The sequence below is a fragment of the Streptomyces sp. NPDC046335 genome, assembly GCF_055587985.1.
On sequence record NZ_JBVJFF010000010.1, the window covers coordinates 135,234 to 155,970 of the forward strand.

General features: G+C 72.7%; 15 protein-coding genes. 4 read left to right on the forward strand and 11 right to left on the reverse strand.

Going from position 1 to position 20,737, the window contains the following annotated elements:
- Positions 1 to 109: 109 nt before the first annotated feature.
- Positions 110 to 910, reverse strand: a complete 801-nt coding sequence (locus tag ACZ6JY_RS25055) for a crotonase/enoyl-CoA hydratase family protein (RefSeq protein WP_469199016.1) — start codon at positions 908 to 910, stop codon at positions 110 to 112.
- A gap of 211 nt (positions 911 to 1,121) precedes the next feature.
- Between ACZ6JY_RS25055 and ACZ6JY_RS25060 the strand changes: the two genes are divergently transcribed.
- Positions 1,122 to 2,735, forward strand: a complete 1,614-nt coding sequence (locus tag ACZ6JY_RS25060; RefSeq protein WP_469199018.1) for an acyl-CoA synthetase — start codon at positions 1,122 to 1,124, stop codon at positions 2,733 to 2,735.
- Between the two features lie 38 nt (positions 2,736 to 2,773).
- On the opposite strand, the gene yczR is transcribed toward ACZ6JY_RS25060, so the two are convergent.
- Positions 2,774 to 4,276: a MocR-like transcription factor YczR gene (gene yczR / locus ACZ6JY_RS25065; RefSeq protein ID WP_469199020.1), complete on the reverse strand. Its 1,503-nt coding sequence runs from the start codon at positions 4,274 to 4,276 to the stop codon at positions 2,774 to 2,776.
- 98 nt (positions 4,277 to 4,374) lie between these two features.
- Here yczR and yczE point away from each other — a divergent pair, with 98 nt between their 5' ends.
- Entirely contained in the window at positions 4,375 to 5,007 is a 633-nt protein-coding gene (gene yczE, locus ACZ6JY_RS25070) for a membrane protein YczE (RefSeq protein WP_469199023.1), read from the forward strand.
- Here yczE and ACZ6JY_RS25075 read toward each other — a convergent pair.
- Both ACZ6JY_RS25075 and ACZ6JY_RS25080 read right to left on the reverse strand, forming a co-directional pair.
- Positions 4,990 to 5,598 (reverse strand): chorismate mutase, encoded by a 609-nt coding sequence (locus ACZ6JY_RS25075; RefSeq protein WP_469199025.1) that lies wholly within the window; start codon positions 5,596 to 5,598, stop codon positions 4,990 to 4,992. The genes yczE and ACZ6JY_RS25075 overlap by 18 nt on opposite strands.
- A gap of 22 nt (positions 5,599 to 5,620) precedes the next feature.
- Positions 5,621 to 6,466 (reverse strand): alpha/beta fold hydrolase, encoded by an 846-nt coding sequence (locus ACZ6JY_RS25080; RefSeq protein WP_469199027.1) that lies wholly within the window; start codon positions 6,464 to 6,466, stop codon positions 5,621 to 5,623.
- A 186-nt stretch (positions 6,467 to 6,652) separates the two neighbouring features.
- Between ACZ6JY_RS25080 and paaK the strand changes: the two genes are divergently transcribed.
- Positions 6,653 to 7,951: a phenylacetate--CoA ligase PaaK gene (paaK, locus tag ACZ6JY_RS25085; protein ID WP_469199029.1), complete on the forward strand. Its 1,299-nt coding sequence runs from the start codon at positions 6,653 to 6,655 to the stop codon at positions 7,949 to 7,951.
- A gap of 3 nt (positions 7,952 to 7,954) precedes the next feature.
- On the opposite strand, the gene ACZ6JY_RS25090 is transcribed toward paaK, so the two are convergent.
- Entirely contained in the window at positions 7,955 to 9,466 is a 1,512-nt protein-coding gene (locus ACZ6JY_RS25090) for an acyl-CoA synthetase (protein WP_469199031.1), read from the reverse strand.
- Positions 9,467 to 9,725: 259 nt separating this feature from the next.
- On the opposite strand from ACZ6JY_RS25090, the gene ACZ6JY_RS25095 reads away from it, so the two are divergent.
- Positions 9,726 to 12,080: a penicillin acylase family protein gene (locus ACZ6JY_RS25095; protein ID WP_469199033.1), complete on the forward strand. Its 2,355-nt coding sequence runs from the start codon at positions 9,726 to 9,728 to the stop codon at positions 12,078 to 12,080.
- A gap of 45 nt (positions 12,081 to 12,125) precedes the next feature.
- Here ACZ6JY_RS25095 and ACZ6JY_RS25100 read toward each other — a convergent pair whose 3' ends face one another.
- The 6 genes from ACZ6JY_RS25100 to ACZ6JY_RS25125 form a co-directional block, all read right to left on the reverse strand.
- Positions 12,126 to 13,700, reverse strand: a complete 1,575-nt coding sequence (locus tag ACZ6JY_RS25100) for an acyl-CoA synthetase (protein WP_469199035.1) — start codon at positions 13,698 to 13,700, stop codon at positions 12,126 to 12,128.
- Complete coding sequence (locus ACZ6JY_RS25105; protein ID WP_469199038.1) at positions 13,697 to 14,809, reverse strand: NAD(P)H-dependent flavin oxidoreductase; 1,113 nt, start codon at positions 14,807 to 14,809, stop codon at positions 13,697 to 13,699. Before ACZ6JY_RS25105 ends, ACZ6JY_RS25100 begins: the two co-directional genes overlap by 4 nt.
- Positions 14,810 to 14,886: 77 nt before the next feature.
- Positions 14,887 to 15,846 (reverse strand): MerR family transcriptional regulator, encoded by a 960-nt coding sequence (locus ACZ6JY_RS25110; RefSeq protein ID WP_469199040.1) that lies wholly within the window; start codon positions 15,844 to 15,846, stop codon positions 14,887 to 14,889.
- Between the two features lie 70 nt (positions 15,847 to 15,916).
- On the reverse strand, positions 15,917 to 17,470 hold the full coding sequence (locus ACZ6JY_RS25115; protein WP_469199042.1) for a phytoene desaturase family protein: 1,554 nt from the start codon (positions 17,468 to 17,470) through the stop codon (positions 15,917 to 15,919).
- A gap of 91 nt (positions 17,471 to 17,561) precedes the next feature.
- Positions 17,562 to 19,808, reverse strand: coding sequence for a serine/threonine-protein kinase (locus ACZ6JY_RS25120; protein WP_469199044.1), 2,247 nt, complete (start codon positions 19,806 to 19,808; stop codon positions 17,562 to 17,564).
- Entirely contained in the window at positions 19,790 to 20,728 is a 939-nt protein-coding gene (locus tag ACZ6JY_RS25125; protein WP_469199046.1) for an oxygenase MpaB family protein, read from the reverse strand. Before ACZ6JY_RS25125 ends, ACZ6JY_RS25120 begins: the two co-directional genes overlap by 19 nt.
- Positions 20,729 to 20,737 lie beyond the last annotated feature (9 nt).

Here is a 20,737-nt window from a genome sequence, read left to right on the forward strand (position 1 = left end):
TTCGATGGACGGAACCGAGAAGCCGCCGCCCCCTCAAGGGGCGCGGGGAACTGCGCGACAAGCCACGACGAACCGGCAGCCGAAGAGAGACGACCCCGGCCCGCGAGACCTAGGCCCGCCGAAACACGGCGGCCCGTTTCTCGGCGAAGGCTCTGGAGCCCTCCCCCGCATCGGCGGTGTCAAAGATCGGCCACCCCCGCTTCAGCTCGGCCACGAGCCCCTCGGCCTCGGGGAGCTCCGCGGTCTCGTACACGGACGCCTTGACCGCCTCCACGGCCAGCGGCCCGCACGCGTTGATCTGCTCGGCGATGACGAGGGCCCTGTCCAGCGCGGCCCCGTCCGGCACGACGTGCCCGATGAGCCCGATGGCCGCGGCCTCGGCAGCCGAGTAGGGCCGCCCGGTCAGCAGCATCTCCAGGGCGTGCGTACGCGGTATCTGCCGAGGCAGCCGCACGGTCGACCCCCCGATGGGGAAGAGCCCACGCCGGACCTCGAAGAGCCCGAAGGTCGCCGACTCCCCCGCGACACGGATGTCCGTGCCCTGGAGGATCTCCGTGCCGCCGGCCACGCAGTAGCCCTCGACGGCGGCGATGACGGGCTTGCGGGGCCTGTGATGCCTCAGCATCGCCTTCCAGTGCAGGTCGGGGTCGTCCCGCAGCCGGTCCCTGTAGTGGTCCCCCGCCATCCCCTTGCCCGCGAGGGCCTTGAGGTCCATGCCCGCGCAGAAGGCGCCGCCCGCCCCGGTGAGCACGATCGAGCGGATCTCGTCGTCCGCGTCGGCCGCCACCCACCCGTCGTACAGGCCGACGAGCATCGGCAGCGAGAGGGCGTTCCTCGCCTCGGGTCTGTTCAGCGTGAGTACCAGTGTGGCGCCCTCGCGCCGCACGGAGAGGTGTTCCGTCCCACCCATGTGCCGTGCTCCCTCCATCGACGGCCCACCGCACGGCCGGCCTGTCGCTTCCGGACCTGGAACAGGTTGCAGCAGGCGGGGAACCAGTTCAATACTTTTCTGACAGTCAGTCAGTTTTTCTCGCGGCGGCCCTTCCCACTTACCGGTGCCTCTGCTCTGATGACCGCCGAGCGCGACGACAGAGGCGGACGCCGGGGTCAGGAGGAGCGTGGTGGAGTACAACCTTGCCGACCTGTTCGAGTCGGTCGTCGACGTGGTCCCCGACCGCGAGGCCATCGTCTACGTCGACCACCCCGGTACGGGCGCGGAACGCCGCCTGACCTACGCCGAACTCGACACGGCGGCCAACCGCGTCGCGCACCACCTGATCGACAGCGGCCTGCGCCCCGGCGAACACCTGGGCCTGCACCTCTACAACGGCGTCGAGTACCTCCAGACGGCCCTCGCCTGCCTGAAGGCCCGCCTGGTGCCGGTGAACGTCAACTACCGCTACGTGGAGGAAGAGCTGGTCTACCTCTACCGGGACGCGGACCTCGCCGCGCTCGTCTTCGACGCCGAGTTCACGGAGCGGGTCGCGGCGGCGCTGCCGCGCACCGAGAAGCTGCGGCACCTGATACGGGTCGGCGAGCCGCCCGCCGGCGCGCCCGCGCTGGACGCCGTGGCGTTCACCGGGGCCGAGGCGTCGGGCTCACCGGAGCGGGGCTTCGGGCCGCGCTCCGCGGACGACCTGTTCATCATCTACACCGGCGGCACCACCGGCATGCCCAAGGGCGTCATGTGGCGCCAGGAGGACCTGTTCTTCGCCGGGCTCTTCGGCGGCGATCCCGCGGGCGAACCGGTGAAGCGGCCCGACGAGCTGGCCGAGCGCGTCGCGGCGGGCGGCCCCGGCCTCACCTTCTTCCCCGCTCCCCCGCTGATGCACGGCACGTCGACGCTGACGTCGTTCATCGCGTTCCACTACGGCCAGCGGGTGGCCCTGCACCGCAAGTACGTGCCCGAGCAGGTGATCCGCACCATCGAGAAGGAGAAGGTCTCCAGCGTGTCGCTGGTGGGCGACGCGATGCTGCGGCCGCTCATCGACGCGCTGACCGGCCCCCTGAAGGGCGCCGACCTCTCCTCCCTCTTCAGCGTCTCCTCCTCCGGGGCGATCATGTCGGAGACGGTGCGCGCCCAGTTCCAGGAGCTGGCGCCGAACGTGCTGCTCCTGAACAACTTCGGTTCGTCGGAGTCCGGCTCCAACGGCAAGGCCACGGACGACTCGGGCCCCGAGCGGGGCTTCCGCCTGGAGGTCAACGAGCGTACCCAGGTGGTGGATCCGGCCACGCACGAACCCGTACGGGTCGGCGAGGTCGGCCGCATCGCCCAGCGCGGCCACGTGCCGCTCGGCTACTACAACGACCCGGCGAAGACCGCGGAGGTCTTCTTCCGCAAGGGCGACGAGCGGTGGGTGCTGCTCGGCGACATGGCCACGGTCGGCGACGACGGCATCGTCACCGTCCTGGGCCGCGGCTCGCAGTGCATCAACACCGGCGGTGAGAAGGTCTACCCCGAAGAAGTCGAGCAGGCCCTCAAGTCCCACCCGGACATCTACGACGCACTGGTGGCCGGAGTCCCCGACGAACGGTGGGGCAACAGGGTCGCGGCGGTGATACAACTCCGGCCCCTGGCCGACGGCCTGGACCTGACGGCGGTACAGACCCACTGCCGGACCCTGCTCGCCGGTTACAAGATCCCGCGCTCAGTTATCTTCACGGACCACATCCAGCGCTCCCCGAGCGGCAAGGCGGACTACCGGTGGGCGAAGGCGGTGGCGGCGAAGGGGTAGCACCCGCCGTTCGGACGGCTTCGGACCGCTCAGACCGTTCAGGCCACCCAGAGCGGCCGCCGGTCCCCCTTCGCCGGCGGCAGCCCCTCGGCGAGGGTGGCGGCCATTCTCCGCACCGCCTCGCGCAAGGTGTCCGGCGGTGCCGTGTACGGGATGCGCAGCCGCTGCTCGAAGACGCCCGGGTCGGTGGCGAAGCAGGAGCCGCTCTCGATCCGTACCCCGTTGCCGAGTGCCCGCTCGGCGAGGGCGGCCGCGACCGGCTCCCCGAGGTCGACCCAGAGCGACAGGCCGCCGGGCGGCAGCTGCCATCGCCAGCCGGGGAGGTGCTCGGCCAGGGCGCCGGCCAGCGCCGCGCGCTGGGAGCGCAGCCGTTCGAGACGGCCGGGCAGCAGGTCGTCTGCGCGGTCCAGGAGATCGAGGGCGAGCAGTTGGTCGAGGACCGAGCCGCCCATGTCGTTGGCGACGCGCTGCCCGGCGAGTTCGGTGACGAGCCGCGCGGGAGCGCGCAGCCAGCCGACGCGCAGCCCCGCCCAGTGCGTCTTGCTCATGGAGCCGACGGTGATGATCTGCCCCGCCTCGCCCCGCGCCGCGTGGGAGGCGAGGGGCGGCGGTGCCTCGACGTCCAGGGCGAGCTCGGCGAGGGTCTCGTCGACGACGAGCCGGCCACCGGAGCGCTGAGCGGCGCGCAGCACGCGCCCCCGGTCCTCCTCCGGCATGAGGCACCCGGTCGGGTTGTGGAAGTCGGGGATCAGGTAGGCCAGTTGGGGCACGGTCTGACGGAAGGACGACTCGACGATGCCGGTGTCCCAGCCCGCGTCGGTCACCGGGACCGCCACCGTACGCAGCCGGGCGCGGCGCATGGCCTCCAGGGCGTTCGGGTACGTCGGGTTCTCGGTCAGGACGCGGTCACCGGGCCGGCACAGCAGGGCCAGGACAAGGGTGAGGGCGTGCTGGGCGCCGGAGGTCACCAGAATCTGTTCCGGCACGGTGGGCAGCCCCCGCCGGGTGAAGCGCGCGGCGACTGCCGCCCGTAGCTCGGGCAGCCCGTAGGGGTGGTAGCCGGGAGTGCCCGCGTGCTCCGCCAGCCGTGGGGTGATCCGGGCGAGGGCGTCGGCGAGTACCCCTTCCGGCAGCCCCTGCGCGGCCCTCGCCAGATCGATCACGGCGTCCTCGTCCGTGTCGAGATGCCTCCGTATCCCGGTAGGGGTACGGCCTTCGGGCAGTGCCGTCCAGGTCCCCGCGCCCTGGCGGCTGCGTGCGTAGCCGCCCTGGCGCAGCAGGTCGTAGACGGCGGTGACGGTGGTCCTGCTGGTGTTCAGGACGGTGGCCAGGTCCCGTTCGGCGGGCAGCCTGACGTGCGGGGCGACGCGCCCGTCCAGGATCAGTTCGCTGATCGCGCGGGCGAGGTGGCGGTAGGCGGGCCGCATTCCGTCGGGGTCGGGCAGCAGCGCGGCGAGCTGCCGACCGCCCAGGCTCCGGTCCGCGCGCCCCGCCGAACCCGTCATATGGCTCGCCGGGAGCTCCGGCCTCGCGTCAACCACGCCATTCTCCCGTAATTGGCCGTGTTTCCAGGGCCAATCACTCTACAGAGTGGCCGCAATGGCCCGGAAACGAGCCCGACCCACGGAGGCACCCCGGCATGCGGCAGGACATCACGTACGTCTCCCTGAGCGAGCGACCGCTGAGGCGGCTGACCCAACTCCTCGTCGGCCTGGCGCTGTACGGCTTCAGTCTCTCGGTCCTGGTGCGGGCGGGACTGGGCGTCACCCCGTGGAGCGTGCTGTACGAGGGTCTGCGGCACCGCACGCCGCTGAGCTTCGGTACGGTCACCGCCGTCGTGGGCGTGCTCGTACTGCTGGCCTGGATTCCGCTGCGGCAGCGTCCGGCGCTGGGCACCTTCGCCAACATCGCGGTCCTCGCCGCCGCCTCCGACCTGGGCCTCGCGCTGCTCCCCGCCCATCCGGGGCTGCCCGCCCGCTGCGGGATGCTCATCGGGGGCGTGCTCCTCAACGGCCTCTCGGTGGCCGTGTACGTCGGCGCGCGCTTCGGCCCCGGCCCGCGGGACGGCCTGATGACCGGGTTGTCCGCGCTCACCGGCCACTCCCTGCGCCGCGTGCGCACCCTGATCGAGGTGGCCGTGCTCGCCCTCGGCTGGCTGCTCGGCGGGACGGTGGGCGTGGGCACCGTCCTGTACGCGTTCGCGGTCGGCCCGGTCACCCAGTTCTTCGTGCCGCGCTTCGCCTTCCCCGGCCCCTCAGCGCGAACAGACTGACCACAGCGCACGCCCGAGCCCCGCGCTGTGCAGGGCGTCGAGCCTTCCCTCGTGCCGGACCCGCACGGCCGCCGCGGTCAGCGCGCCACCGCAGCGCGGCGACGTCCGCGCCCGCTCGGAGGCCGCGATGCCCCGCACCAGTTCGCCGTTGACCCGGTTGATCTCCTCGCGCACCTCGGCGAGATCGGGCCGCTCGGTCGGGGCCTGCCCGGGGTCGGCGTCCCAGCGCCGGAACAGCCCCCGCTGGACGACCTTGTTGGCCTCGATCTGGTCCCGGAAGATCCGCACGGTCGCCGCGGGGTCGGCGCCGGCCTCCCGCGCCTGCTGGGCCACGGCGTCCAGGACGACCTTCTCGCGGGCCGGGTCGTCGATCGGGCTGCCGGTCCCGTACTTGGCGGCGGCGACGAGGTCGGCCGTGGCCAGGCGCCGGGCGGAGAGGTCGGCGAGCGGCCGCAGCCGTTCGTACGTCCCCGCAGTCCGGGAGGGGGCGGCGGTGGGCGCCGCGACGGCCGGGCCCGCGGCCCCCGCGAGCAGGGCGGCGGCGAGGGCTCCGGCAGCCAGGAGACGGCCGGTGGGAGAGGCGGAGCGCATGACGGTTCCTCAGAGGTCGATGTCAGTCCTGTGCCAGGAATCCGGCCACCCGCCGCGTGAACCACTCCGGGTCGTCCAGCCACGGGAAGTGACCGCCGCCGGGCTGCACATGGCGGACACCGGCGGGGAACAGCTCGGTCAGCTCGGCGGCGCGGGCGGGGGACGGGCCGCCGTCGTAGGCGCCCGCGAGCACGAGGACCGGGGCCTTGAGGGACGCGAGGGCGGCGCGGGTGGCGGGCGGGTCGAAGGACGCTTCGCCGTAGTAGGCCTCGGAGGCCGCCGCGTTCTTCTGCTCGGCGCTCCGGGCGCGGTGCTCCTGGGCGGCGGCGTCCCAGCGGCCGTACGTGAGCGGGGCGATGGCATCCCAGCCCGCGCTGGGGGCGCCGCTCTCCGCGATCTCGCGCAGCGCGGTCTCGGCCGCCGGGTACCAGGGCTCGTCCTTGCGCAGGGCGGCCGCCTCGGCGCGGTCCTTGAGGGTCATGGTGCCGCCGACGGCCGTCGTGGCCGGGGTGACCAGGACGAGGGTGCGGATCCGCTTCGGGTACCGGGCCGCGTACAGCATCGCCAGGTCGCCGCCGGCGGAGTGGCCGAGCAGATCGGCCTGGTCGAGCCCCAGGTGCTCGCGGAGCGCCTCGATGTCGTCGACGAGCCGGTCGCAGCGGTAGGTCGCCGGGTCGGCCGGCTCCGCGGAGTCACCCGTGCCGCGCAGATCGAGGAGGATCAGGCGGCGGTGCGCCGACAGGCCGCCGAGGTCGCCCAGGTAGACGGAGGCGCGCATGGGGCCGCCGGGAACGCACAGCAGCGGCTCGCCCACCCCCTTCTCGTGGTAGGCGAGCTCCGTCCCGTCGTACGCGCTGAATGTCGGCATGAGGGCGATCATCACATCCCGTGCCGGATGCGGGCAACGCCTTTCGGTCCTGGCCTCGGGCGGTGCGCCGCAGCTCGCGGGCGTGTCGCGCGATCTCTTGACGCCCACGGCCGGGGCTGGATTACTGACCTCCACGGAAGATCGACGACCGAATGATCGGTCGCCCGTTCGGGACGGGAGAACCCCATGACGCGCAGGCCGCTCCAGCTGGACGCGGCGGAACGGCTCGGCCCCCGGGAACTCGGGGCCCTCCAGCTGGAACGCCTCCAGGACACCTTGCTGCACGCGTACGAGAACGTCCCGTTCTACCGGGCGGCGTTCGACAAGGCGGGGCTGCGCCCCGACGACTGCCGTTCGCTCGCCGACCTGGCACGCTTCCCCTTCACCACCAAGGACGACCTGCGGGCCAACTACCCGTTCGGCATGTTCGCCGTCGAGCAGTCCGAGGTGCGGCGTCTGCACGCCTCCAGCGGTACGACGGGGCTGCCGACGGTCGTCGGGTACACCGAGCGGGACCTGTCCATGTGGGCGGACGTGGTGGCCCGCTCGATCCGCGCCGCGGGCGGCAGACCGGGCGACAAGGTGCATGTGGCGTACGGGTACGGGCTGTTCACCGGGGGTCTCGGCGCGCATTACGGCGCCGAGCGGCTCGGCTGTACGGTCATTCCCGCGTCGGGCGGCATGACCGCGCGCCAGGTGCGGCTGATCCAGGACTTCCGGCCCGAGATCATCATGGTGACCCCCTCGTACATGCTCACCCTCCTCGAGGAGTTCGAGCGGCAGGGCGTCGATCCCCGTACGACCTCGTTGCGGACCGGCATCTTCGGCGCCGAACCGTGGACCGAGGAGATGCGGCGCGAGATCGAGGAGCGCTTCGCCATCGACGCCGTCGACATATACGGGCTCTCCGAAGTGATCGGTCCCGGCGTCGCGCAGGAGTGTGTGGAGACCAAGGACGGCCTGCACATCTGGGAGGACCACTTCTACCCCGAGGTCGTCGACCCGGTCACCGGCGACGTGCTGCCGGACGGTGAGCGCGGCGAGCTGGTGTTCACCTCCCTCACCAAGGAGGCCATGCCCGTCGTCCGCTACCGCACGCGCGACCTGACGCGGCTGCTCCCCGGTACGGCACGGGTCTTCCGGCGGATGGAGAAGGTGACGGGGCGCAGCGACGACATGGTGATCCTGCGGGGGGTCAATCTCTTCCCCACGCAGATCGAGGAGATCGTGCTGCGTACGGCGGGCGTGGCCCCGCACTTCCAGCTCCGTCTGACCCGCGAGGGCCGCATGGACGCCCTGACCGTGCGCGCCGAGGCCCGCGCGGACACGGCTCCCGAGCGGCGCGACGCGGCGGCGCGGGAGATCGCCGCCGCGGTCAAGGACGGCATCGGTGTCTCGGTGGGCGTCGAGATCGTCGATCCGGAGACGCTGGAGCGTTCGGTGGGCAAGTTCAAGCGGATCGTCGACCTGCGGGGCAAGGACTGACCGTCAGGCGTCGTCTGCGGGGCCGAAACGGTCCCGCAGTTCCCGCTTGAGGATCTTCCCGCTCGCGTTGCGCGGCAGCTCGTCCACGAAGAGGACCCGCTTGGGCGCCTTGAAGTGGGCGAGCCTGTCGCGCGCGTGGGCGATGAGTTCCCCTTCCGTGAGCTCCTTGTCCGCGCGTACGACGACCGCCGTGACCGCCTCGATCCAGCGCTCGTCCGGCAGGCCGATGACCGCGGCCTCGGCGACGCCCGCGTGGTCGTACAGCGCCTCCTCGACCTGGCGGGATGCGACGAGGACTCCCCCGGAGTTGATGACGTCCTTGACCCGGTCGACGACGGTGAAGTAGCCGTCGGCGTCGCGTACGGCGAGGTCGCCGGAGTGGAACCAGCCGTCGCGGAAGGCCTCCGCGGTCTCCTCCGGCTTCTCCCAGTAGCCCTCGCACAACTGCGGTGAGCGGTAGACGACTTCGCCCTGGGTGCCGTCCGGAACCTCCCGGCCGTCCTCGTCGACGACGCGTGCCTCGACGAACAGGACGGGGCGACCGCAGGAGGCCATGCGCCCCTCGTGCTCGTCGGGGCCGAGGACGGTGGCGAGCGGGCCGATCTCGCTCTGCCCGAAGCAGTTGTAGAAGGCGAGCCCCGGCAGCCGTTCCCGCAGCCGTTCCAGGACCGGCACGGGCATGATCGACGCCCCGTAGTAGGCCTTGCGGAGGGCGCCGAGGTCACGCGTGGCGAAGTCCGGGTGGCGGGAGAGGCCGATCCACACGGTGGGCGGCGCGAAGAGGCTGTCGGCGCGGCCCGCCTCGACGAGGTCGAAGATCCGCCCGGCGTCGGGTCCGTCCAGGACGGTGTTCTCGGCGCCGACCGCGAGGTAGGGCAGCAGGAAGACGTGCATCTGCGCCGAGTGGTAGAGCGGGAGTGAGTGCACCGGCCTGTCGGTCGCCCTCAGGTCCAGGGCCGCGATGGCGCTGGCGTACTCGTGGACCAGTGCCCCGTGCGTGAGCATGGCGCCCTTCGGCGAAGCCGTGGTCCCCGAGGTGTAGAGGAGCTGCGCCAGGTCGTCGCCGCCGATGCCCTCCCCCTCGTACGCGGGTGACGCGGCAAGCCGTGCGAGCAGGGAGTCGTCCGTGTCGCGCAGGGCCAGGGTCCGCGTCCCGGCAGGCAGCCGCGCCGCCAGGTCCGGGTCCGCGAGGACCAGCGAGCTGCCGGACTGCCCGACGATGTACGCGAGGTCGTCGCCGGCCAGGTTCTGGTTGACCGGCACATGGATCAGGCCCGCCCGCGCGCAGGCGAGGAAGCCGATCAGATAGGCGTCGGAGTTGTGGGCGTAGGCGGCGACCCTGTCGCCCCGGAACAGGCCCTGCTCGCGCAGCACGTGGGCCGCGCGCGAGACGGCCGTGTCCAGTTCCCCGTACGTCCAGGACCGCTCGCCGTAGTGGAGCGCCGGGCTCCGCGGCGTGCGGCGCGCGCTGCGGCTGAGGACTCCGTCGACCGTGTTGTCGCGTGCACCCGTCATGGCGTGATCCTGGGTGCCGTGCGCCACCCCGGTCAAGGGAGGACGCAGATGACATACCGCTTGGTACGCTCAACCGCTCCTTCCCTCAACGATGTCGGGAGGCACCATGAGCACCAGCCGAACCACACGCGCCACGCACGCCGCAAGCACCACAGGCACCGCTGGCACGGCAAGTACGGCAAGTACGGCAAGCACGGCAAGTACCAAGCGCACCCGTGGGAGACGTCTGTCCGCCGTCGGGGTCACGCTGCTGACCGCCGTGGCCCTGCTGCCGGCCGGCGCCGGAGCCGCGGCAGGCGACGCGCGTCCCTCCGACGGCGGGCTGCACGCCACCATCCGCTACACGCAGTACGGCATACCGCACATAGTCGCCCGTGACTACGCCGACCTCGGCTTCGGTACCGGCTGGGCGCAGGCCGCCGACCAGGTGTGCACGCTCGCCGACGGCTATGTGACCGTGCGCGGCGAGCGCTCGCGTCACTTCGGGCCCGAGACCGCGCCCGGCTCCGCGCTGTCCTCCGCGTCCACGAACCTGCGCAGTGATCTGTTCTTCCGTGGCGTGCGGAAGAGCGGCACGGTGGAGAAGCTGTTGAAGCAGCCCGCGCCCGCGGGGGCGAGCCGTGACTCCAAGGAGCTGATGCGCGGCTTCGCGGCGGGCTACAACGCCTGGCTGAAGCAGAACCGCGTCACCGACCCGGCCTGCGCGAAGGCCGCCTGGGTCAAGCCGATCACCACGCTGGACGTGGCGCGGCACGGCTTCGCCGTGCAGGTGCTCGGCGGCCAGGGCCGTGCCGTCGACGGCATCACGGGCGCCGAGCCGCCGGCCGCGGGTTCGCCGGAGCCCGCGGCACCCGATCCGCGGCGGACCGCAGAGGCCGCCCGCGAGCTGCTGGCCCCGCAGGACGCCGACATGGGTTCCAACGCCGTCGCCTTCAACGGCCGGACCACCGCGAACGGCAAGGGGCTGCTGCTCGGCAACCCGCACTACCCCTGGCAGGGCGGGCGCCGGTTCTGGCAGTCGCAGCAGACGATCCCCGGCGAGTTCAACGTCTCCGGCGGTTCGCTGCTCGGCACCGGCCACGTCAACATCGGCTTCAACGCCGACGTGGCGTGGAGCCACACCGTCGCCACCGGCGTCCCCTTCAACGTGCACCAGCTCACGCTGGACCCGGCCGACCCGACCGTCTATGTGGTGGACGGCGAGCGGCACAGGATGCGGAAGCGGACGGTCACGGTCGACGTGAAGGGCGGCGCGCCCGTCACCCGCACCCAGTGGTGGACCCGGTACGGCCCGGTGGTCACCGGGCTCGGCGCCCAGCTCCCGCTGCCCTGGACCTCGACGACGGCGTACGCGCTCAACGACCCGAACGCGGTCAACCTGCGTGGCACGGACACCGGCCTCGGCTTCGCCAAGGCCCGCTCCACGGCGGGCGTCCTCGCGTCCCTGCGCGAGACGCAGGGACTGCCGTGGGTGAACACCGTCGCCGCCGACCGCCGCGGCCACTCGCTGCTCAGCCAGTCGCAGGTGCTGCCCCGGATCACCGACGACCTGGCGCGGCGCTGCGGCACGGCCCTCGGCAAGGTGACGTACCCGGCCGCGGGCGTCGCCGTGCTCGACGGCTCGCGCGGTGACTGCGCGCTCGGTTCCGACAAGGACGCCGTGCAGCCCGGCATCTTCGGCCCCGGCAAGGCCCCGACCCTCAAGGACGCCTCGTACGCGGTGAACTCCAACGACAGCGCCTGGCTGAGCAACGCCGACAAGCCGGTCACCGGCTACGAGCGGATCTTCGGCACCATCGGCACCCAGCGTTCGCTGCGCACCCGTGGCGGCATCGAGGACGTGGCGGCGATGGCGGAGAAGGGCGATCTGACGGTACGGGACCTCCAGCGGCAGCAGTTCGCCAACCGTGTCCCCGCTGCGGATCTCGCCGCCGGTGACGCGGCGAAGGCCTGTGCGGCGCTGCCGGGCGGCACCGCGACCGGCGGCGACGGCCGAAGCGTCGACGTGGGCAAGGCATGCCGGGTCCTCGCGCGCTGGGACCACCGGATGGACACCGGCAGCCGTGGCGCCCTGCTCTTCGACCGCTTCTGGCGCAAGCTGACGGCGGCCGTGCCGAACGACCGGCTGTGGAAGGTGCCGTTCTCGGCGGCCGACCCGGTGCGCACCCCGAACACGCTGAACACCTCGGCGCCGGGCTTCGCCACCGCGCTCGCGGACGCCGTGCGCGAGCTGAACACCTCGGGCATCGCCCTGGACGCACCGCTGGGCGAGCACCAGTACGTCGTACGCGGCAAGCACCGCGTCCCCGTCCACGGCGGCACGGAGTCGCTCGGCGTCTGGAACAAGGTCGAGGCGGTATGGGACGCCAAGGCCGGCTACACCGAGGTCGCGCACGGCTCCAGTCATGTCCAGGCGGTCGGCTGGGACGACGGACGCTGCCCGAAGGCCCGTACGCTCCTGACCTACTCGCAGTCGTCGAATCCCGCCTCGCCGCACTACAGCGACCAGACGCGGCTGTACGCCAAGGAGCGCTGGGTGACGTCCCGCTTCTGCGAGAAGGACATCCTCGGCGATCCCGCGCTGAAGGTGGTGAAGGTGCGCGAGCGCCGCTGAGTGCGGCGGGGGGCGGCCCACGCTGTGGCCCGCCCCCCACACACCTCACATCGCGCGCTCGCGGCCTTCCCAGTACGGTTCGCGCAGCCGTCGCTTGTACAGCTTGCCGTTCGGGTCGCGCGGCATGGTCTCGATGAAGTCGACGCTCTTGGGCCGCTTGTAGCCGGCCAGCCGCCGCTCGCAGTGGGCGAGGATCTCGGCGGCGAGCGCGTCGCCCGCCGTCCTGCCCTCGGCGACCTCGACGACGGCCTTGACCTCCTCGCCCCAGTCGTCGTGCGGGATGCCGAAGGCGGCGGCGTCCGCGACGGCGGGGTGGGTGAGCAGCGCCGACTCGATCTCGGCGGGGTAGATGTTGACGCCGCCCGAGATGATCATGTCGATCTTGCGGTCGCGCAGGAAGAGGTAGCCGTCCTCGTCGAGGAGGCCCAGGTCGCCGACGGTGAAGAAGTCGCCGATGCGGTTCTTCTCCGTCTTCGTCCGGTCCTTGTGGTACGAGAATCCGCCGGTGGTCATCTTCATGTAGACGGTGCCGAGTTCACCCGGCGGTAGGCGGTTCCCTTCGTCGTCGAAGACGGCCAGTTCGCTGATGGGCCAGGCCTTTCCGACCGTCCCCGGCCTCTTCAGCCAGTCCTGGGCGGTGGCGAAGGCGCCGCCGCCCTCGCTGGCCGCGTAGTACTCCTCGACGCACTCGCCCCACCACTCGATCATCGCCCGTTTCACGTGGTCGGGGCAGGGCGCGGCGCCGTGGATGGCGTGCCGCATCGACGACACGTCGTACGCCGCCTTCGTCGTGTCCGGCAGGGCGAGCAGGCGGTGGAACTGGGTCGGCACCATGTGGGTGTGCGTGCAGCGGTGCGTGTCGATGAGGCGGAGCATCTCCTCGGGCGTCCACCGGTCCATCAGGACCAGCGGGTGACCGATGTGCAGGGCCGCGCCCGCGAACTGGAGCACGGCGGTGTGGTAGAGCGGCGAGCAGACCAGGTGGACGTTGCCGTCGAAGGGCTTGATGCCGAAGATGCCGAGGAAGCCGCCGAGGTAGGACTCCTCGGGGAGCTTGCCGGGCAGCGGGCGGCGGATGCCGCGGGGGCGGCCGGTGGTGCCGGAGGTGTAGTTCATGACCCAGCCGAGCGTGCGGTCGGCGGGCGCCGTTTCCGGCTGGCCGTCGAGCAGTTGGCGGTAGGGGCGGAAGCCGGGCACGTCGCCGACGGCGTAGCGGTGGGTGGCCGGGAGCGCCGCCTCGTCGGCCGCCGCGACGGCCGCGTCGGCGAACCGCTCGTGTGCGATGAGCACCTTGGCGCCGGAGTCGGCGACGATCCAGGCGATCTCCGGGCCGACCAGGTGGTGGTTGACGGGGACGAGGTAGAACCCGGCCTGGGAGGCGGCAAGGTGGGCGGTGAGGAACTCGACGCCGTTGGGCAGGACCACGGCGAAGGCGTCGCCGCGCTTCAGGCCCGCCGCCCGAAGGCCGTGGACCAACTGGTTGACCGTGGCGTGCAGTTGCCCCGCCGTCCACTGCTCGCCGCCGGGGGCGACGAGGACGGTGCGCCCGGGGTCGGCCGTGGCCTGCGCCCAGAATCCGTTGGGTGGTGTGCCGGGGCTGGTGCCCGGGGGTGTGCTCACGGCTGGCTTCCCCTTCCCGCGATGCGGTTGACGCGGTCCACGGCCCGCTCGAAGCCGCGCGTCAGGTCGTCGAAGACCTCCTGGACGGCCCGTTCGCTGTTCATCCGGCCGACGATCTGCCCCACGGGCGTGCCGAGCAGCTCCTGCACCTCGTACTTCTGGATGCGCGATACGGCATCGGCGACGAGCAGCCCCTGGAGCGGCATGGGCAGGGTGCCGGGGCCCTGCGGGTCGTCCCACGCCTCGGTCCACTCCGTGCGCAACTGGCGGGCGGGCTTACCGGTCAGGGCGCGGGAGCGGACGGTGTCGCCGGACCCCGCGGCGAGCAGCTTCCGGGTGAGGGCGGGTGAGTGCATGTCGGCCTCGGTGGTGGTGAGCCACAGGGAGCCGAGCCAGACGCCCTGCGCGCCGAGCGCGAGCGCGGCGGCGATCTGCTCCCCGCTGCCGATGCCCCCGGCGGCCAGTACGGGCAGTGGCGCGACCGCCTCGACGGCCTCGGGGGTGAGCACCATGGAAGCGATCTCGCCGGTGTGGCCGCCCGCCTCATACCCCTGGGCCACCACGACGTCGATGCCCGCCTCGGCGTGCTTGCGGGCGTGCCGGGCGCTGCCCGCGAGGGCGGCGACGAGAACGCCCTGGTCGTGGGCGCGCCGGACCACGTCGGCCGGCGGTGAGCCGAGCGCGTTGGCGAGCAGTCTGATCGGATAGCCGAAGGCCACGTCGAGCTGGCTGCGGGCGACCTGCTCCATCCACCCCGTGATGCGCCACCCTGACACGTCACCCTCGGCGAGCTCGGGCACGCCGTGCTTGGCGAGGGTGTCCCTGACGAACCGCCGGTGCCCTTCGGGGATCATCGCCTCCACGTCGGCCTCGCTCACGCCCTCGACCTTCTTGGCGGGCATGACGACGTCGAGCCCGTACGGCCTGCCGTCGACGTGCTCCTGCATCCAGTCGAGATCCCTGGCCAGCTCGTCGGGCGCCGTATACCGAACCGCCCCCAGCACCCCGAACCCACCCGCCCTGCTGATGGCAGCGGCCACCGCCGGAAACGGCGTGAACCCGAAGACGGCGTACTCGACTCCCAGCTTCCTGCTCAGCTCCGTCTGCATGGGCGCAGGATGCCGCAGGGTCCGTCACGGGGGAAGGGGTTTTCTGATGCTGCGTCAGTTTCTTGTGCCGACGGCGGTCACGTCGTGGTGTCCGGGGTGGTCAGGGCCTCGATCGTCCAGTTGAGGGTCGGGGTCAGGATGGTTGGGGGTGGCCAGGCGTTCACTACTGCAAGGAGGTGCAGGTAGTGGTCTCTGCGGGGGTCGTTCATGGTCTGGAGGCGGGCGGCGAGCCGGTGGCGGAGGGCGTCGTCGTCGGGGTGTCCTGTGATGCGGGCGTAGTGCGCCGTGAGCGCCCTGACGATGCGGGCGGCCTCCGGGGAGCGCGGGGCGGTGCCGTCGGCGTGGGCCGGTTCGGCCAGGTGGCGGACGGCATCGGCGAGGATGCGCGGCAGGCCCGTGGCATCGTCCTGTGCCCGGTCGGCGGCCAGGTCCCGCGCCATGCCCTGCATGCTCGCGCGGAAGCCGGGGTCCTGGAACAGCTCTGCCAGCTCCACCCACGCCTCGACCTGCTCCACCGTGGGGTCGTCCGGGAGCTCCGGGGTCATGGAGCGGATGACCGCGCCGAACGCGGGGTGGGTGTCGAGGCCTTCGAAGACCGTGCCGAGGAAGTCGTCGATGAGGCGGCTCCGTTCGGCCTCGGACAGTTTCGCGAGGCGGTGCATGAGGGCCAGCTCCTCGGGGCTCGCGCCGCGCTTGGCCACCGCGGTCAGGACGGCCCTCCGCAGGCGCAGGGCGTGGATCTGCACGTCCAGCGCGTCGGCGTGCGCCGCCGCCACATCGGCGAGCGGTATCTCCCGCTCCACGACCTTGCGGATGGTGGGCAGGTCGAGTCCGATCTCGCGCAGGGTCCGCACCAGGTCGAGGCGGGCCACGGCGTCGGTGCCGTAACGCCGGTAGCCCGCCGGGGTGCGCTCGCTCGGCGGGACGATCCCGGAGTCGGACCAGAACCGGATGGTCTTGACGGTGAGTCCGGTGCGGCGGGCGAGCTCGCCGATCGAATAAAGGGGGTCAGGGTGCGGGACGGTGTCGCCGTTCATGCGCCTACTCTCACGTCTCCCCCTACGGGATACTCAAGCGGGCCGCTCGGACGGCCCGGCCACGGCGGTGTCACTCCCCCAGCGCGGCCATCGCCGCGTTGTGCCCGGGCACCCCGCTGACACCGCCGCCCCGCACCGCGCCCGCCCCGCAGAGCAGGACGTTGGCGTGCCGCGTTTCCACGCCCCAACGCCCGCTGCCCTCCTGGACGTAGGGAAAGGCGAGGTCGCCGTGGAAGATGTGGCCGCCCGGCAGCCGCAGGTCGCGCTCCAGGTCCAGCGGCGTCTTCGCCTCGACGCAGGGGCGTCCCTCGGCGTCGAGCGCGAGGCAGTCGGCGATCGGCTCTTCCAGGTGCGCGTCGAGCTGGGCGAGCGTCGACTCCAGGAGGTCGGCCCGTACCGCGTCGTTGTCCGCGGCGAAGAGCCGGGCGGGGGTGTGCAGGCCGAAGAGCGTGAGGGTCTGGTAGCCGCGTTCGGCGAGGTCGGGGGCGAGGATCGTCGGGTCGGTGAGCGAGTGGCAGTAGATCTCGGAGGGCGGCGCGGTAGGCGGCGTACCGGACGCGGCCTGCGCGTAGGCGGTCGCCAGCTCCTCGTACCCCTCGGAGATGTGGAAGGTGCCCGCGAAGGCCTCGCTCGGGTCGACCGTGGTGTCGCGGAGCCTCGGCAGCCGCTTGAGCAGCATGTTGACCTTGAGCTGGGCGCCTTCGGCGGGCGGGGGCGGCTCGTCGCCGAGGAGTGCGGCGAGGGCCTGCGGGGAGGCGTTGACCAGGACGTGCCGGGCGGCGACCGTGTGCTCGCCCTCGTCATCCTGCCGGTAGGTGACCTCGGCGCGCCGCCCGTCGGCGGCGATCCGCGTCGCCTCGCAGCCCGTGCGGAGCTTGGCGCCCGCGGCGCGGGCGGAGTCGGCGAGGGCGTCCGTGAGGGCGCCCATGCCGCCGACGGGGACGTTCCAGTCGCCGGTCCCGCCGCCGATGACGTGGTAAAGGAAGCAGCGGTTCTGCTTCAGGGACGGATCGTCCGCGTCGGCGAACGTGCCGATCAGGGCGTCGGTGAGGACGACGCCGCGCACCAGGTCGTCGGCGAAGCGCTCCTCGATCGCCGTGCCGATGGGCTCCTCGAACAGCGTGCGCCAGGCGGTGTCGTCGTCGACGCGGGCGCGCAGCTCCGCCCGGGTCGGCAGCGGTTCGGTGAGCGTGGGGAAGACGCGGCCCGCGAGGCGTCCTGTCATCGCGTAGAACTCCCGCCAGGCCTCGTACTCCCTGCCGTCGCCGGTCAGCCGGGTGAAGGCCCGCCGCGTGCGGGCCTCGCCGCCGCCGACGAGCAGCCCGCCGGGGCGGCCCCCGCGCTCGGCCGGGGTGTAGGAGGAGACGGTGCGCGTGCGCACCCGGAAGTCCAGGTCGAGGTCCCGGACGACCTTCTTCGGCAGGAGGCTGACGAGGTACGAGTAGCGCGAGAGCCGCGCGTCGACCCCGGGGAAGGGCCGGCTGGAGACGGCGGCGCCCCCGGTGCCGCCGAGCCGCTCGAGAAGCAGTACGGAACGTCCGGCGCGGGCGAGGTAGGCGGCGGCGACGAGACCGTTGTGGCCACCGCCGACGATGACGGCGTCGTACACATCGCGATCAGACATGGCTCTTCCTAACACGAAGGACCACCGCCGGGGACCCCGCGCGACCGCGCCCGGACCCACCGGTCCCGCATCGGGTCACTGGGAGCCGGTGTCAGAGCCCTCCCGCGGCCGCCTGCTGCCGCAGCGCCGCCACCCTGCGGTAGAGCTCGACGGCCTCCGTGCCGCGGCCGAGCTGCTCCAGGCAGTGCGCCTCGTCGTTGCGGCTGGCCAGGGCGTCGGGGTGACCGGCGCCGAGGACCTTCTCCCTGGCGGCGGCCACCCCGCGGTACTCGGTGAGGGCGTCGGGCCAGCGCCCCAGCCAGCCGAGGCCGACCGCGACCTCGCGGCGGCTGACCAGGGTGTCGGGGTGGTCCGCGCCGAGGACCCGCTCCCGGATCGCGCACACGTCCCGCGCCTCGGCGAGGGCCTCCTCCCAGCGGCCGAGCCGCCCGAGGTTCACGCCGAGCCCGTGGCGGGCCCTGAGCGTCTCGGGATCGGCGGGGCCGTTGACGCGCGTACGGTCCTCGATCAGGTCGCGGTACAGGTCGAGCGCCTCGGCGCTGCGGCCGAGCCTGCCGAGGCTGATGCCGACCTCGTAGCGGGCGGCGAGCGTGTCGGGGTGGTCGGCGCCGAGCGCCCGCACCCGTGCGTCGGCGACCTCGCGGTAGGTCCGCAGCGCCTCCGGCCAGCGTCCCAACTGGCCCAGTGCGTACGCGACTTCGTACCGCGTGACGAGCGTGTCGGGGTGCGTGGCGCCCAGGACGCGCGCACGGGCCGCCGCCACCTCGTCGGCCAGCCGGTAGGAGTCCTCAAGGCGGCCGAGACGGCTGAGGTTGTAGGCGAGGTTGTGACGGCAGCGCAGGGTGTCCGGGTGGTCGGGCCCCGCCACCCGCTCCCGCACGGCGAGTACGGAGGTGTACGTCTGGTGGGCCTCGAAGTGCCGTCCGAGCTGACCGAGTACGTACGCCATCTCCTGGCGGGCGGCGAGCGTCTCCGGATGCTCGGCGCCGAGGGAGCGCTCCCGCCCCTGCGCCACACGGGTGTACTCACGCAGCGCGTCGGCGGCCCGCCCGGTGCGGCTGAGCGTGAAGCCCACCTCGTACCGGCTGGCGAGCGTGTCGGGGTGGTCGGGGCCCAGGGCGTGCTCACGCTCGGCGGCGACCGCGCGGTGCACCTCGCCCGCCTCGGTCCAGCGCCCGAGCCTGCCCAGGCTGAGGCCCGCGTTGTGGCGTCCCGCGAGGGTGGCGACCAGTTCGGGCGGCGGTGCGGGCCGTTCCGGCCTGCGGGGCGCGGCGGCCCGGCGCGCGTCGAGCCGCGGTATCCACTCGCCGGTCAGGCCCGCCGCCGTGTCGGGCGGGGTGCCGCGCGTGGAGCCGCCGCCCGCCTTCAGCCCGGTGGTCATGCCCCGAGTCCAGGAGGGCAGCCGCGGCTCGTGGGAGCTGCCTGGGTCCCGCTGCTCGCCCCGGCGGCGCGGGTGCGGCGTGACGACCGTCGGGACGTAACTGGGGGTGGCGCGGCCCTCGGCGATGCGGCGGCCCAGGTCGCGGGCGTCCTGCGGCCGGTCGGCCGCGTCCTTGGCGAGGAGGTCGAGGACGAGGTGGTCGAAGAACTCGGGCAGTTCGCCGCGGTGGCGGCGCGGCGGCGCGGGTTCGGTGTCGCGGTGCCCGACGAGCACGGCCCAGGCGTCCTCCAGGTCGAACGGCGGGGCGCCGGTGGCGATCTCGTAGAGCACGCACCCCAGGGAGTACAGGTCGCTGCGCTGGTCGACCGGTTCGCCGCTGATCTGCTCGGGCGACATGTAGTGCGGGGTGCCCATCGCGATGCCCGTGCCGGTCAGGCGCGAGGTGAAGCCGATGTCGGCGCCGAGCCGGGCTATGCCGAAGTCGCAGATCTTCACCGTGCCGTCGGTGAGCAGCATGATGTTCGCGGGCTTCAGGTCGCGGTGCACGATGCCCTGTTCATGCGTGTACGCCAGGGCGGCGGAGACCTGGGCGGCGATCTCCACGACGTCGGCGACGGGCAGCGGGTGCTGCTTGTTGTCCTCCAGTATCTGGCTGAGGTTGCGCCCTTCGAGGAGCTCCATCACCAGGTACAGCACGCCCTCGTACTCGCCGAAGTCGTGGACGACGGTGACGCCGCGGTGCTGGAGCGCGGCGGCGACGCGGGCCTCGCGGCGGAACCGCTCGCGCAGGACGCGGGTGAAGGACTGGTCGTGCTGCGGCCCCATCGGCTTGAGGCACTTGACCGCGACGTGGCGTCCGAGCGACTCGTCGCGCGCCCGCCACACCTCGCCCATGCCGCCGCGCCCGATCAGATCCAGGAGTCGGTAGCGGCTCTGGATCAGCCTGGTGTCCGCCATCTCGTGCCGTCGCCCCCGTTGCCTCGCTGCGCCCTCCCCGGCCCGTCCAGTATGGCGTCTGGTCTGTGGAGTTTGTACGGGGCAGGGCGGCTGCCGGGTCCGAGCCTGGCCATGGCGCGCAGGATGTGCTTGGGCGGAAGTTGCCAGCGCAGGCGGCTGGGGACGGTGCGCAGGACGGTGCCGGTGAGGACGAGGCGGCGCGTCACCGTGGCGGGCGGCGGGGCGGCCCTGCCGTACAGCCGGTGGGCGTACGGGGGCAGCGAGGCGTACGCGAGATCGGCCACGCGCCGCCAGAGCAGGGCCCGCGCCGGGACCAGGAGGGCGGGTGTGGGCGGCCGCCGCAGGAAGTCGTCCACGGCGCGGGCACCGGGTCCGGCGGCCAACTGCCCCCGCACTGCGGCGAAGTAGGCGGCGAGCTCACCGGTGGACCCGGGCACCTCGGCCGGATCGAGCCCGACGAGCCGGGCGCTCTGCCGGTGCTCGCGTACGTACTGGTCGGCCAGCGCGTCCGGCATCCGTATCCCGGAGCGGCGTGCGACGTGCAGGTAGGAGTCGATCTCCGCGCAGTGCACCCAGAGCAGCAGCTCCGGCTCGTCGACGCCGTACCGCTCTCCCGTCCCGGGGTCGGTGGCCGTGAGCATCGCGTGGATCTTCCGCACCCGGGCGCCCGCGCTCTCGGCGGCCTCGGTGGTGCCGTACGTGGTCGTCCCGACGAAGCCGGCGGTGCGCATCAGCCGCCCCCAGGCGTCGGCGCGAAAATCGCTGTTCTGCATGACGCCGCGGACCGCCCGGGGATGCAGGGCCTGGAGATAGAGGGCGCGGATTCCGGCGACCCACATCATGGGATCGGAGTGCACCTGCCAGGTCACCGATCGCGGACCGAAGAGTCCGGGGTCGGGCGCGTGCGCGGGGTCGGTCACGGTGTCCAC

Bases quoted from the DNA above. Each gene is read 5' to 3' on its own strand.
- ACZ6JY_RS25055 (WP_469199016.1), bottom strand. From the start codon at position 910: ATGGGTGGGACGGAACACCTCTCCGTGCGGCGCGAGGGCGCCACACTG.
- yczE (WP_469199023.1), top strand. From the start codon at position 4,375: ATGCGGCAGGACATCACGTACGTCTCCCTGAGCGAGCGACCGCTGAGG.
- ACZ6JY_RS25075 (WP_469199025.1), bottom strand. From the start codon at position 5,598: ATGCGCTCCGCCTCTCCCACCGGCCGTCTCCTGGCTGCCGGAGCCCTC.
- ACZ6JY_RS25080 (WP_469199027.1), bottom strand. From the start codon at position 6,466: ATGCCGACATTCAGCGCGTACGACGGGACGGAGCTCGCCTACCACGAG.
- paaK (WP_469199029.1), top strand. From the start codon at position 6,653: ATGACGCGCAGGCCGCTCCAGCTGGACGCGGCGGAACGGCTCGGCCCC.
- ACZ6JY_RS25090 (WP_469199031.1), bottom strand. From the start codon at position 9,466: ATGACGGGTGCACGCGACAACACGGTCGACGGAGTCCTCAGCCGCAGC.
- ACZ6JY_RS25105 (WP_469199038.1), bottom strand. From the start codon at position 14,809: ATGCAGACGGAGCTGAGCAGGAAGCTGGGAGTCGAGTACGCCGTCTTC.
- ACZ6JY_RS25110 (WP_469199040.1), bottom strand. From the start codon at position 15,846: ATGAACGGCGACACCGTCCCGCACCCTGACCCCCTTTATTCGATCGGC.
- ACZ6JY_RS25115 (WP_469199042.1), bottom strand. From the start codon at position 17,470: ATGTCTGATCGCGATGTGTACGACGCCGTCATCGTCGGCGGTGGCCAC.
- ACZ6JY_RS25120 (WP_469199044.1), bottom strand. From the start codon at position 19,808: ATGGCGGACACCAGGCTGATCCAGAGCCGCTACCGACTCCTGGATCTG.